15 protein-coding genes are annotated in these 12,449 nt (G+C 43.9%); 9 read left to right on the forward strand and 6 right to left on the reverse strand.

Annotated features, from left to right (window positions below):
* Positions 1-5: 5 nt before the first annotated feature.
* Complete coding sequence (locus D2910_RS12970) at positions 6-998, reverse strand: lipoate--protein ligase (RefSeq protein WP_084242567.1); 993 nt, start codon at positions 996-998, stop codon at positions 6-8.
* A 142-nt stretch (positions 999-1,140) separates the two neighbouring features.
* Between D2910_RS12970 and yhfH the strand changes: the two genes are divergently transcribed.
* Positions 1,141-1,263 carry a protein YhfH gene (gene yhfH, locus D2910_RS12975; protein WP_084242568.1) on the forward strand — a complete coding sequence of 41 codons (123 nt, stop codon included), beginning with the start codon at positions 1,141-1,143 and terminating at the stop codon, positions 1,261-1,263.
* A gap of 100 nt (positions 1,264-1,363) precedes the next feature.
* On the opposite strand, the gene D2910_RS12980 is transcribed toward yhfH, so the two are convergent.
* From D2910_RS12980 to hemE, 3 genes are all read right to left on the reverse strand, one after another.
* On the reverse strand, positions 1,364-1,837 hold the full coding sequence (locus D2910_RS12980) for a FixH family protein (RefSeq protein ID WP_117313759.1): 474 nt from the start codon (positions 1,835-1,837) through the stop codon (positions 1,364-1,366).
* 88 nt (positions 1,838-1,925) lie between these two features.
* Positions 1,926-2,858, reverse strand: a complete 933-nt coding sequence (gene hemH / locus D2910_RS12985) for a ferrochelatase (RefSeq protein ID WP_084242570.1) — start codon at positions 2,856-2,858, stop codon at positions 1,926-1,928.
* A 27-nt stretch (positions 2,859-2,885) separates the two neighbouring features.
* Positions 2,886-3,929 carry a uroporphyrinogen decarboxylase gene (gene hemE, locus D2910_RS12990; protein WP_084242571.1) on the reverse strand — a complete coding sequence of 348 codons (1,044 nt, stop codon included), beginning with the start codon at positions 3,927-3,929 and terminating at the stop codon, positions 2,886-2,888.
* A 208-nt stretch (positions 3,930-4,137) separates the two neighbouring features.
* Between hemE and D2910_RS12995 the strand changes: the two genes are divergently transcribed.
* The 3 genes from D2910_RS12995 (at position 4,138) to D2910_RS13005 (ending at position 7,003) form a co-directional block, all read left to right on the forward strand.
* On the forward strand, positions 4,138-4,647 hold the full coding sequence (locus D2910_RS12995) for an antibiotic biosynthesis monooxygenase family protein (protein ID WP_117313760.1): 510 nt from the start codon (positions 4,138-4,140) through the stop codon (positions 4,645-4,647).
* Positions 4,648-4,703: 56 nt separating this feature from the next.
* On the forward strand, positions 4,704-5,702 hold the full coding sequence (locus D2910_RS13000; RefSeq protein ID WP_117313761.1) for a sodium:calcium antiporter: 999 nt from the start codon (positions 4,704-4,706) through the stop codon (positions 5,700-5,702).
* Between the two features lie 134 nt (positions 5,703-5,836).
* Complete coding sequence (locus tag D2910_RS13005; RefSeq protein ID WP_117313780.1) at positions 5,837-7,003, forward strand: M20 metallopeptidase family protein; 1,167 nt, start codon at positions 5,837-5,839, stop codon at positions 7,001-7,003.
* Between the two features lie 49 nt (positions 7,004-7,052).
* Here the strand turns inward: D2910_RS13005 and D2910_RS13010 are convergent, their stop codons facing one another.
* Complete coding sequence (locus D2910_RS13010; protein ID WP_084242574.1) at positions 7,053-8,258, reverse strand: ABC transporter permease; 1,206 nt, start codon at positions 8,256-8,258, stop codon at positions 7,053-7,055.
* Positions 8,242-8,991 (reverse strand): ABC transporter ATP-binding protein, encoded by a 750-nt coding sequence (locus D2910_RS13015; protein WP_084242575.1) that lies wholly within the window; start codon positions 8,989-8,991, stop codon positions 8,242-8,244. Before D2910_RS13015 ends, D2910_RS13010 begins: the two co-directional genes overlap by 17 nt.
* A gap of 412 nt (positions 8,992-9,403) precedes the next feature.
* On the opposite strand from D2910_RS13015, the gene D2910_RS13020 reads away from it, so the two are divergent.
* From D2910_RS13020 to D2910_RS13040, 5 genes are all read left to right on the forward strand, one after another.
* On the forward strand, positions 9,404-9,835 hold the full coding sequence (locus tag D2910_RS13020) for an HIT family protein (RefSeq protein WP_084242576.1): 432 nt from the start codon (positions 9,404-9,406) through the stop codon (positions 9,833-9,835).
* Positions 9,836-9,940: 105 nt separating this feature from the next.
* Positions 9,941-10,471 carry a tryptophan transporter gene (locus D2910_RS13025; protein WP_084242577.1) on the forward strand — a complete coding sequence of 177 codons (531 nt, stop codon included), beginning with the start codon at positions 9,941-9,943 and terminating at the stop codon, positions 10,469-10,471.
* A gap of 124 nt (positions 10,472-10,595) precedes the next feature.
* On the forward strand, positions 10,596-11,042 hold the full coding sequence (locus tag D2910_RS13030; protein WP_101803259.1) for a YtxH domain-containing protein: 447 nt from the start codon (positions 10,596-10,598) through the stop codon (positions 11,040-11,042).
* Positions 11,043-11,183: 141 nt separating this feature from the next.
* A complete protein-coding gene (locus D2910_RS13035; RefSeq protein WP_117313762.1) occupies positions 11,184-11,741 on the forward strand; it encodes an HTH-type transcriptional regulator Hpr in 558 nt (185 codons plus the stop codon).
* Positions 11,742-11,851: 110 nt separating this feature from the next.
* Positions 11,852-12,397 (forward strand): DUF3267 domain-containing protein, encoded by a 546-nt coding sequence (locus D2910_RS13040; protein ID WP_084242580.1) that lies wholly within the window; start codon positions 11,852-11,854, stop codon positions 12,395-12,397.
* The last annotated feature ends 52 nt before the right edge of the window (positions 12,398-12,449 follow it).

The following is a 12,449-nucleotide window of genomic DNA, read 5'->3' on the forward strand; positions in this document are numbered from 1 at the left end:
ATTTCTTAATAAATTAATTTTAGAAACTCTTCTTTTGTAATTCCACCGAGCAATTTTGGAATATCGATTCCTTCTATCGCTTCATCCAAAGCAGCACGCTCGTATTTCACACCGGTAATCGCCGTTTCAAGTTCGGCTACATCACCCACACCGAAAAAGTCGCCAAAGATTTTCGCGTCTTCCACCAAACCTTTTTCAACCTGCAAGCGGACGTCGATGCCCCCGACAGGGAATCTGTGGGAATGCTTCACATTGAATTTGGGTGACTTGCCGTAATTCCAATCCCAGTTTCCGTAGCGTTCGCGTGAGATTTCATGGATGCCTTCCCAATCCTTATCTGTCAGTTCCCAAAGTTTCACATTTTCTTCTCCTTCGAAAATGGAATGGAGAATTGCAGATCGGAATTCCATAACCGTCATCGGTTCTTCAAGAAACTCTGAAATATTCGCTACACGGCTGCGAATCGATTTGATGCCTTTCGATTCGATTTTCTCCTTGCTGACTTTAAGCGCCGAAACGACTTCGTCCATATTTGTATCAAACAACAGCGTTCCATGGCTGTACATCCGCCCTCTTGTAGAAAATTGGGCATTGCCGGAAATTTTACGGCCTTCTGCCATCAGATCATTGCGGCCTGACAATTCGGCATTGACGCCTAAATCATTCAGCGCTTTTACAACCGGCTCCGTGAATTTACGGAAATTACGGAAGCTTTCCCCATCATCAACGGTGATGAAACTGTAATTCAAGTTGCCAAGGTCATGATAGACCGCTCCACCGCCGGACAAGCGCCGCACGACATGGATGCCATTGGCATCTACATAGTCTGTGTTGATTTCTTCAGCGGTGTTCTGATTTTTTCCGATGATGATTGATGGTTCATTGATATAGAACAGCAGGAAAGGATCTTTTTCTACATCCATGTTTTTCAAAAGATATTCTTCAATAGCCAGATTGATGCGTGGATCGGTGATTCCCTTATTGTCTACGAAATACATAATCTCTCTCCTTTAGATTGTTTCCTTATTTCAGTTTAACGGATAATTGAAAATTATTCACGGTTTATAGTTGACTTAGCCCAACTGTTATAATACACTAGTTTTAATTAACACAGTACTATAACAAAAGGAGCTGGGATGAATGATTGAAAACGTAGTTGAATTTTTCAAGAACCTGCCGCCGAAACAATGTGCAACTTGTGGAGAACAGATCGAGGAACAGCACGAATGCTATGGTACTAAATGCAACTCCTGCACTGAATGATTTGATGATCAAGCAATTTTTCTTATGGAATCCATAATTGAACAAGAAAAGGCAGGCGCCCAGGCGCCTGCCTTTTCTTGTTGCTTCTATTGAAACTGTATCAATGACCATCATGGCCTTCCATCTTATCCATACCTTCTGCATCATCACTGTCATCCGGAACAATGGAATCAGGATCCGGGCTACCGACTGTAATCTCCTGTTTAGGCATTACATGAAGGCGCCGGGCTGTCGTATGCGCTTGCGCAAAATAAAGTCCCTCTTCTTCGAATACGGTTTCCGCTTCGTATACGCCGTCCCCGATATGTTCAGCCGGCAGCATTTCACTGTCACTCCGATGGCCGGACTCCCAGACTTCATAAACCACTTCATCAGCATCTTCCACGACTTCTTCGCCCTGCACCACAGTCACTGAAAGCGTCATTTCTTCTCCAGGTTCAGCAGTTTCCGGTGAATTAAAAGCAGTTTCAATCGGGTTTACATTCATGCCAGCTCCTGCTGTCTCATCTTCTTGACCACAGGCAGCCAACAACAATACAGCAGCTGGGATGGCCATCCAACTAAATTTTTTCATTTGTTTAATCCTCCAAGGTTTCATTCATTGAAAGTTTGCCGGAATCCCCCAGCTCACTCCAATTTAATCAGCCTAAAAAATGCACCGATTATTTTTCAGCCAATTTCTTCATGACGACATCAGCAAGTCCATCGATGAACAATGGCTGAACGTTCGGCATTTCCGGACGGCGGTATGCTGCACCGATTTCGTCACAGACAACTTTACATTCATAATCATTATCAAAAAGCACTTCCAGGTGATCCGCTACAAATCCTACTGGTGTATAAACAAACGAGTTATAGCCTTTCACATCATGCAACTCACGGGTCAGATCCTGAACATCAGGTCCAATCCACGGTTCAGGCGTTTGCCCGGCACTTTGCCAGCCGACTTCATAATTTTCAACGCCGGCAGCCTGCGCGATCATATCAGCTGTCTCTTTTAATTGGTCCGGATACGGGTCGCCGTTTGCAATAATCTTTTCAGGCAATGAATGCGCTGAAACGATCAGGCATGATTTCACCCGTTCTTCTTCCGACATTTCAGCAAATGCCGCGCTGACTTTTTCGCTCCAGTATTGGATGAATTTCGGTTCTGTATACCAGCTTTCAACTGAAGTCAGGCTGATACCCGCTTTTTCAGCCGCTTCAGCTGCACGTCCATTATAGGATTTAACTGAGAAAGTCGAGAAGTGTGGTGCCAATACGATGGATACAGCTTCTGTGATGCCGTCTTTTCTCATCGCTTCGACGCCGTCTTCAACGAAAGGCTCGATATGTTTTAATCCCAGGTACATTTTAAACTCGATTTCATCCTGAATTTCATTCAAGCGGTCGCACAATCCATTGGCCTGGTCTTCTGTAATTTTCGCCAATGGTGAAAGTCCACCGATTGCCTGATAGCGGCTGCGCAAATCTTCCAGGCTCTCTTCGCTCGGCTTGCGGCCGCGGCGGATGTGGGTATAATACCTTTCAATGTCTTCTTCTTTGTAAGGCGTACCATACGCCATTACCAATAACCCCATTGTCTTTTTCATCATCAGTCACCTCTGAAATTTTATAGTCGATTAGTTTTTAGCTTTATAAGCCGCGCTGTATTCATGTACGAATGCTGTCAGGCGTTTTAATGTGTCCGGATTAACTTCAGGGAATACGCCATGGCCAAGATTGAAGATATAGCCATCATCCTGCATCCCCATATCAAGGATCTTTTTCGTGCGCTCCTCAATCACTGGCCAATCAGCCAGCAGATAAGAAGGATCGAAATTCCCCATCAGGGATTTCGTCAAGCCCATTGAACGGGCTTCTGCAATCGGCAAACGCCAATCGAGTCCAACCACATCAACCGGCAATTCATGCCATTCTTTCGCCAAATGGCTTGCGCCGACGCCGAATATCGTCAATGGCACGCCCTCTGTCCGCAATTCGTTGAAGATACGGTCCATCACCGGTTTGATGAAAATACGGTAATCTTCCACATTCAGAGCTCCCACCCACGAATCAAATATCTGGATCGCTTTTGCTCCCGCTTTTACTTGTGCCTTTACATAAGGAATAATGGTATCCGCCAGTTTATCCATCAGCGCGAACCACATTTGCGGCTGCGACACCATCATCGCTTTTGTTTTATTATAGCTTTTTGATGGTCCGCCTTCGATCATATAGCTGGCAAGTGTGAACGGTGCGCCTGAAAAACCGATGAGCGGCACATTCAATTGTTCTTCAGTCAATAATTTGATCGTTTTTAATACATAATCAACATCCTGTTCAGGATTGATCTGGCCAAGACGGCTGATATCTTCCATTGTACGGATCGGATTGTCGATCACTGGACCAATTCCAGCCTTGATTTTTACATCAACACCAATTGCAGGAAGCGGTGTCACGATGTCTTTGTAAAGAATCGCTGCATCGACATTGTATTGGTCGACGGGCAATTTTGTGACATATGCACACAGCTCAGGCTGGTGTGTAATCTCTTCCAATGAATATTTTTCTTTGATCTTGCGGTATTCCGGCTGTGAACGGCCTGCCTGCCTCATAAACCAGACTGGCACGTGATCCGTTTTCTCTCCTCTGGCCGCCTTCAGGTAAGTATCATTAAAATCCATTGCAAAAAACATCCCTTCAAAATATATCGTCCACTGCATATCGTTCTTATGTCCGTATATACTATAGACTCTCTGTTTTCCATTGTATAGATTCTGTGGGCAAATGTCATAAATTAGACGCTTATGACTTCACCAGATCGACAAAGGGGGTTTGCTGTATTTTTTTTCAGGGAAAGTTATACTGAATATATACTTAGGAGGGATATTGATGAATTTATTCATGACAACAGGCACATACGAATATATGAAAAAAATGCGTGAAAAGCACCCTGAAGAAACGATGGTGGTGATGCAAGGTGAAAACACTACCTTGATCCTGCATGAAACGGAAGGCAAAAGTATTTTTCAAACACCACGCAGATATGAAGTAGTGGACGGCACTGGTGAATTCAAAGAGAAAGGCTTTTTTGTTTTCAATAATATTCCGGTGACCGATGAAGGTCGTCCGATTTTTGAACACCGCTTTAAAAATCGTGCCGGCGCAATTGAAAATGAACCCGGCTATGTCGCTTTCCGCGTTTTGCGTCCCCTCGATTCTGACACATATGTGGTATTGACCGAATGGGAATCTCCCGCTTTCTTTGAAAAATGGAAAGAATCACAGGCGTTTTCAAAAGCGCATTCAAAATCGGAAGAAGCTCCGGCTTCAAAACCGGCCAATATTTTTGCGGGATCTTCCTATGTAACCACTTATTCCGCTAAACCTGAAGACGAGTGAATGATCGGCTCCGCGTAACGCGGGGCAAATACATACCAGAACAGGAGGAAATTTAATTGGTTTTTGTTTATTTCATCATCGCTGGCATCATCACAGTCTATGCTTCGATCAAAATGTCGGAGTACGCCGATGTCATCAGTGAAAAAACTGCGATGGGCGGCATGATGGTAGGTACCCTGCTATTGGCGGGTGCCACTTCCCTGCCTGAAGTTTCAACCAGTTTCTCCGCAGCTGCCATCGGCAATGCTGATATTGCCGTCGGAAATATGATCGGCTCAAACCTCTTCAACTTATTCATACTCGCTGCGTTCGACTTCCTATTGAGAAGGCGCCGTATCCTGGACCGGGCATCACGGAACAATATCTATACTTCCCTGCTTGGTATCCTGTTGACCATTTTGATCATGATGGCGCTGTGGCTCCGGATTGAAACCCAAATTTTCGGTGTCGGCCTGGACGCTTTGATCATAGCTGTTACTTATATTGTCGGTATGTTTGCCATCAATAAATTGCCGTCGCTTGACCCTGTGGCAGAAGAGGCAGCAGAGGAAGAAGAAGAACCGAACAACCCAAGTGCCGGCCTTTCCCCGAAAGGAGCGATTGTCCGTTTTATCATCGCGGCACTTGTCATCCTGGGTGCGGGTACAGCTTTATCGATAACAGGTGATCAGATCGCAATTATTACAGGAATCGGCTCCAGCTTTATCGGCAGTTTCCTCATAGCCGCTGCCACTTCACTGCCTGAAGCAATTTCTGTATTCATTGCATTGCGCCTTAATAATGTCAATATGGCTGTTGGTGCAATTCTGGGATCCAATATATTCAACATGATCATCCTTGCTTTGTCAGACCCTGTTTACCGGGACGGCAACCTGATAGCTGCTGCTACACCAGGAGCAACGATGATCATCGCGACCGGCGTATTGATCATGTCATTCCTGGCATTGTATTCATTGATCAGAAGAAACAGCGCAACCGTCATGACTTACGCACTGCCTTCTCTCATTATTGTCATTGTTTACTTTGTCGCTTCCTATATGAACTTCACTTATTAAGTGAAGACCGGAAGATTTGGATGCTGATGTCCGGCCAGCGAAAGAGGGCGAAATTCGCCCTCTTTTTTTTGTTGCCGTTTTTTTATGTTATTATTTACTGAATAATACATAATTTCAGAGGAGGGATTTTATTGGTGATTGAAAAACTATACGCTGAGCTGGATACCGCTTATCCGGAAATGGTGGACATCCGCCGCCATTTGCATATGCATCCGGAGGTTTCCTTCAATGAAACAAAAACCGCCCATTATATCCGGCATTATTATGAACAATTGGGAGTCGACGTTCGTCATAATGTCGGAGGCAATGGTGTCGTTGCTACGGTGCGAGGGGCGAAACCGGGAAAAACAATTGCGTTGCGGGCCGATTTCGATGCCTTGCCCATACAAGACCAAAAAGATGTGCCTTATAAATCCCAGACACCGAATGTCATGCATGCCTGCGGGCACGACGGCCACACCGCCACCCTTCTTGTATTAGGTAAAATTCTCCACAGTTTGCGCAACGAACTTGAAGGAACTTACGTCCTCATTCACCAGCATGCCGAAGAACTGGTTCCCGGCGGGGCGATGGCAATGATCAAAGATGGAGCGCTTGATGGCGTTGATCAGATTTTCGGCACCCATCTATGGTCTATGACGCCTTACGGGCAGATTGATTATCGCGTCGGACCAATCATAGCTGCTGCCGACAGTTTCACTTTAAAAATCCAAGGACGCGGCGGACACGGCGCCATGCCGCATAATACAAGAGACGCTATCGTTCTCGGCTCCCAAATCGTTATGAACCTTCAGCAATTAGTATCCCGTCGTGTCGACCCTCTGGAATCAGCTGTTCTGTCGGTTGGATCGTTTGTAGCAGAAAATCCCTTCAATATCATCGCTGACCAAGCTGTTCTCAAAGGAACGATCCGCACATTCAATGAACAGACCAGAGATCTGATGGAAGCGGAGATGGAACGAATCATACAAGGTAATTGCCTGGCCGCAGGCTGCACCTATGAATTCACTTACAACCGAGGTTACTCCCCTCTCGTGAATCACGAAAAGGAAACGATGTATTTAAAAGAAGTCGCTGAGCAGGTTCCAGGCGTCGAGAAATTGTATAACACGCCTCCATTGATGATCGGTGAAGATTTCGCCTATTATCTCGAAAAGGTTCCAGGAACCTTTTTCCTTACAGGCGCTATGCCAGACGGCGAGGTCTATCCTCATCACCATCCTAAATTTGACTTCAAAGAAAAAGCGATGCTCCTTGCGGCTAAGACACTGGGCAGTGCCGCAATTCATGCCCATAAATAAAAAAATCCCGTTTCCATCTATAAAGATGGAAACGGGATTTTCTCTCTTTCTAAACTTTCTTTTTATTCGACGCAAAAGTCAATGTGATTAATGAAATCGCAATAACCACCAAGAACACAATGCCGGCTGTAACAAATTGGCCCGCAATAATAAGAGCCAAAGCAGCCAGTAAAGCCTGAAGCAACTGCAGAATAACCACTAATTTCCTGACTGCGCGTTCCCGGGTGAATCGAGATAACGGGAAAAGATTATCCATCCGGAAATGCTGGGTATGATTCAACCCCTGCCATAGCTGAATAGTTGTCGCGAATGCCAATGCACCGGCAAAAATGGCCATGGCTATAGTGAATGGTATAAGCAACACACCAGCTATTGTCAATAATGTCAGCCGTACCCATAGATAAAACAATTCATCGGAACGGATAAATGTGCGCCACACAAGATAATAATGGGCATCTTCCGGATTCTTTCCGATAAATCTATAGATCCAATTCAGCCAGCTGCGCTGTTTGATCTTCCCTTTGATCTGCGGTACATCCGTAAAATAATTCGCGAACTGATAGAAACGCAGCATCCGATTTTCTTCCAACCGGACAAAATGCTCATACGGAAATGGCAGCCCTGCCGCCCGGTTCTGAACCCATTTGCCATATAGGATCATGGCAAACAACAGCAAGGCAGCGACCAAAACCAAATTATCGACGTAAAAATATGTAAAGGCAAATGCCAATACAAACCGGCACAAGCGGTCCAGCCAGGATTTCTGACCTGCGAATGCCTTTCTGAAGGAGAATTCGGTCTGGACATTCCACCATTTGATGATCAGCAATAATATAGGAAATCCGATTAGATAAGATGTCTCCAATCCGTATAATGCGTTGACCATCGGCAAAGACACTATAAAGGCAATCACCGGCAAATATAGCTGGGATAAAAATGACCATTTTCTGGCTGGCTTAAGGAATTCATCCAATTTGCTCTCGAGCGGAAGAAAATAAACCATATCAGCTTCTTTCAGCAAAGTGGATGGCGGACTGTAAGCAAGCAGAACACCAAAAATGACAGCCAGCAGCAAAGCCCCTGGGAAATTTTCCGGAACGTTCTGCACCCAGTCGCTGTAGGCGTAACCAGCTGCACCGATTGCAAAAAGCAGCACTACTGCGATATGTCCGGTAAAAATGTATTTAAAATAATTCTGCACCTCCACTGTGTAGCTGCCGAGACGCTTGGACCACACATCATGCAGGTTCTTCATTATTATCATCCTCGGTCATCGCGATATAGAGATCATCCAATGTGGCATCGGGCATTCCAAATTCTTTTCTCAGGTCAGCCATCGTTCCGATCGCCCGCACTTTTCCATTATGCAGCAGAATGATGCGGTCGCAATATTTCTCGGCAGTCGCAAGAATATGGGTCGACATCAAAACCGATGCCCCTTTTTTCTTTTGCGTTTCCATTTGATCAAGCAACGATTTTATGCCCAGCGGATCCAGTCCGACAAATGGTTCATCAATGATATAAAGCGACGGGTTGACCAAAAAAGCGCTCATGATCATCACTTTTTGCCGCATCCCTTTCGAAAAATGGGAAGGAAACCATTTCAGCCTTTTTTCCATTCTGAATTCCTTCAATAATTCTGCAGAACGTTTTTCGAATACATCCCGATCAAGGCCATAAGCCATTGCTGTCAATTCCAGATGTTCACGCAAAGTCAATTCTTCATATAAAACAGGTGTCTCCGGTATATAGGAGAATGAAGAACGGTACGCATCCATATCTTCCTGAAAACTCTTTCCGTTCAGACGGATTTCACCTGATTTCGCTTGCATGATTCCGATTATATGCTTGATGGTGGTACTTTTACCGGCGCCATTCAAACCGATCAGGCCGACAAGCTCACCTTTCCCGATTGAAAAACTGACGTCCTTCAACACCGGTTTTCGGGTATAGCCCCCTGTTAATGATTCAACTTCCAAAACTGCCAATCCAAACACCTCTTTCTTACTATATAAGTTGAATTAAAGGAGCATCCTTTTATACCGCTTCGGCGCTTTGGACAACGCTCCCGCAATAAGCCGAGAAGTACACTCGTCTTATTGCTTCGCCCAGTCCGGCGACGCGCCTTTGCTGAGAGATATCTCTAAAGATATGGAGCAAAACAGCGAAGACTTATGGGAGTAGTGGGTAAGAACCGTGCTCCTGCATCGCTGCGCTGCTTCGTCGCAAAGACTTAGCCTCGCCATGCGTCGGCTAATGTCTTCGAAGCTGTTTTGCGGAATATCGACTATTGTAAATTAGTATTTCAACTTATATTGTCATTGTATCAAAATCCGCCGTCAAATTCTTTTTCTTAAAATGAATTATGGTAGACTGAAGAAAATGGAAAGGATGTTGTATATGACGAATTGCATTTTCTGCAAAATCATTTCAGGTGACATTCCAAGTGTAAAAATTTATGAAGATGAAAGCGTCTTCGCCTTTATGGACATCATGCCTTTATCAAAGGGACATACCCTTCTCATCCCGAAAACACATCGCGAATCAGTTTATGATCTTACACCCGAAGAAGCAGGCAGCCTTTTCTCAGTGGCACCTAAAATAGCAGCTGCCATCAAAGAAACTTTTAATCCAGAAGGCATGAACCTCCTCAACAATAACGGAGCTAAAGCCGGACAAAGCGTTTTCCATTTCCACCTCCATTTCATCCCCCGCTACGGCGAGTCGGATGGGTTCGGCGCCAAATGGATAACCAAGGAAAAAGAATTCACGGCAGAACGGATCCAGGAACTGGCTGAGGAAGTCAAAAATAAATTAGCCGCTGATGCTTGATTTAATGCAACAGAGAGTATAGAATCAGTAATAAGTTTTTCGCCTGCGGTCACGAGGACACGCCGGGAGGAGCTAAAATAGCCATGAGCTGAGGAGAGATGAGAAATGAATACGAAGAATCTTGTATTAATGGCGCTGTTGGTCAGCGTCGGGGCGGCATTATATGTGGTCATCCCAGGAATCAACGGTGGAATGAAACCGGACTTTATGCTGACTATGATGTTTGTTGGTATCCTTTTATTCCCTAATTTAAAATCGACATTTTTACTGGCAGTAACAACGGGCGTGATTTCAGGACTGTTTTCAACATTCCCTGGAGGATTTTTCCCTAATATCATCGATAAATTCATTACAGCATTTGTCTTTTTGGCATTTGTTTTCCTATTGAAGAGAGCTGCAACTAAATTGCCGGCCGCTATTGCCTTAGTAGCAGGCGGAACAATACTTTCCGGCTCCATTTTTCTGTCAGCCGCAATTTTCTTGATCGGTGCAGAAATTCCCTTCGCTCTTTTATTCACAACAGTCGTATTGCCTGCTATGGTTTTCAACGGCATTGCATTCGGCCTGATTTATCCGATTGTCATCACTTTGGTGAAAAGATCCAAATTTGAAACAGCTGTCTCTCAGACAGTATAGTATTAGCTTTCCGGTATATTATTTGCCGGAAAGCTTTTTTTCTTTGAATAGCAATTCAGTTTTATGTTTTAATTAAGTTAAATAGAGGAAAAGACCTTTATAGGACGAAAGGGGCGCATCATTTATGAAAGCATCGAACTTTTTTATAGGACTTGCGACAGGCCTGGCCGCAGGAGCGGCGGCAACATTATTTTCAACACCTCAATCTGGTGAAGATCTTCGGACTTCTGTCAAAACCGCTTCTTCAGACTGGAAAGAAAAGTTGGCAGATGTCAAAGAACAGGTAAACCAATTGAAGGAATCGGTCAATCACCTGAAAATCGAAGCGAAAACCCAGATTCCACCTGCAATGGATGGATTGAAACAATCAATGGCTGAATGGCAGGAAGGCACAGCTCCAGCTAAGGAACATCTTCAGTTGGAAATAATGGCTATCCAAAATGCAATCGAAGAATTGCAGAAATCCATCAGTAAAGATAAAAAAGAAGATAAAGATGATGACAAAAAGTACGTTAAAAACGAAGAATTTAATGAAATCGAAACAGAAGATGATAAAAAAGTTTCACAATAACCCATTTTTTAGCTGAATAGGAACAAAAAAACTGCCATTTGGCAGTTTTTTTAATAAGTTTTTTTACTATTCGGACTTTTATTCACTTTACTTTATTGCTATAATGAAGAAAATCTCAAAATATGGGAAGAAGGTGCTTTTGTGGTCGAACGCGATTATACGATGAAAGAAGCGATGATGTTCAGCCAGCGTATCGGACAATTATCCAAAGCGTTATGGAAAGCAGTTGAAAAAGATTGGCAATTATGGATTAAACCGTATGACCTGAATATTAATGAGCATCATATTCTGTGGATAGCGTATCATCTGAAAGGTGCCTCGATTTCAGACGTGGCAAAATTTGGCGTCATGCATGTATCAACCGCCTTCAACTTTTCCAAAAAACTTGAAGAACGGGAACTTCTGGCTTTCTCAAAGCGCGATACCGATAAACGGAATACGTATATCGAATTGGCCAGCCAAGGTGAAGATTTGATGCAGGAAATGATTGAACGCTATCACGACACACCTCATTCTGTGATTGATGGATCTTTGAAGCTGCGGGAGCTTTATGGAAAATTCCCAGAGTTTTTAGAGGTTATGGCTGTTATCAGAACCATTTATGGCGATGATTTCATGGAAATTTTCGAGGCCTCATTCAAAAATATCGAAAGCAAGTTCAATGAAGAAAACCATATTGTCGAAGCTGCCGAAAAATAATGAAAACGCTGTCAGGACAGAGTTTTTAAATAGGCTTGCATTTATCGAAAAATCGTTGTATTGTATGTATCGACTCATCTGAAAATACCTAATTGCGGGGGATACATTTTATGCACTGCTGGAAAACGATAAATGTTAAAAAAGAATATGGCTTTAACCGCCTTTTCACATTCGCAGTGTTGGCTGGGATGGGTGTCTTCACGACGTTTTATGTTCTATTAAATTTCTTTTATACCACACCTTTATCCGATCGTTATTTTTTCTTTTTCTTCCTGGCGATATTAGCAATTTATCCGCTTCATAAAATGCTGCACTTTGTGCCGCTGATCGGCAGCCGAAAATGTTTGAAAATCATTTTACGTAAACAAATGGTCTTGTTACCCGGAATATCATTGCATGTAAAAGAGCCGGTGGCAAAAACAAGATTCCTGTTGGCACTGCTGACACCGTTTGTTCTTTTGAACACAGTGATCATTTTGCTTAGTGCCCTCTTCCCTGCCTATATCCATTATTTCGCGATTCTGCTTGCTTATCATTGCAGCCTTTGCCTGACAGACCTTATCTATATCCGTCACTTGCTCCGTACACCAAAGCATGCATTGATTGAAGAAACTGAGACTGGCTTTGAGATCCTGGTTCCACAGGCAATCGGTTAATCCTGTATTTTCTTTCCGAATTTGTTATACTTGAATCTAAGGTAGAGGGGAG

Source organism: Planomicrobium okeanokoites (assembly GCF_003428875.1).
Taxonomy (GTDB): Bacteria; Bacillota; Bacilli; order Bacillales_A; family Planococcaceae; genus Planococcus; species Planococcus okeanokoites.

What these genes read in the sequence shown, in the direction of transcription:
- D2910_RS13040 (WP_084242580.1), top strand. Translation starts at nt 11,852, where the DNA reads ATGCACTGCTGGAAAACGATAAATGTTAAAAAAGAATATGGCTTTAAC.
- hemH (WP_084242570.1), bottom strand. Translation starts at nt 2,858, where the DNA reads ATGATGAAAAAGACAATGGGGTTATTGGTAATGGCGTATGGTACGCCT.
- D2910_RS13020 (WP_084242576.1), top strand. Translation starts at nt 9,404, where the DNA reads ATGACGAATTGCATTTTCTGCAAAATCATTTCAGGTGACATTCCAAGT.
- yhfH (WP_084242568.1), top strand. Translation starts at nt 1,141, where the DNA reads ATGATTGAAAACGTAGTTGAATTTTTCAAGAACCTGCCGCCGAAACAA.
- D2910_RS12970 (WP_084242567.1), bottom strand. Translation starts at nt 998, where the DNA reads ATGTATTTCGTAGACAATAAGGGAATCACCGATCCACGCATCAATCTG.
- D2910_RS12995 (WP_117313760.1), top strand. Translation starts at nt 4,138, where the DNA reads ATGAATTTATTCATGACAACAGGCACATACGAATATATGAAAAAAATG.
- D2910_RS13010 (WP_084242574.1), bottom strand. Translation starts at nt 8,258, where the DNA reads ATGAAGAACCTGCATGATGTGTGGTCCAAGCGTCTCGGCAGCTACACA.
- hemE (WP_084242571.1), bottom strand. Translation starts at nt 3,929, where the DNA reads ATGGATTTTAATGATACTTACCTGAAGGCGGCCAGAGGAGAGAAAACG.
- D2910_RS13030 (WP_101803259.1), top strand. Translation starts at nt 10,596, where the DNA reads ATGAAAGCATCGAACTTTTTTATAGGACTTGCGACAGGCCTGGCCGCA.
- D2910_RS13025 (WP_084242577.1), top strand. Translation starts at nt 9,941, where the DNA reads ATGAATACGAAGAATCTTGTATTAATGGCGCTGTTGGTCAGCGTCGGG.
- D2910_RS12980 (WP_117313759.1), bottom strand. Translation starts at nt 1,837, where the DNA reads ATGAAAAAATTTAGTTGGATGGCCATCCCAGCTGCTGTATTGTTGTTG.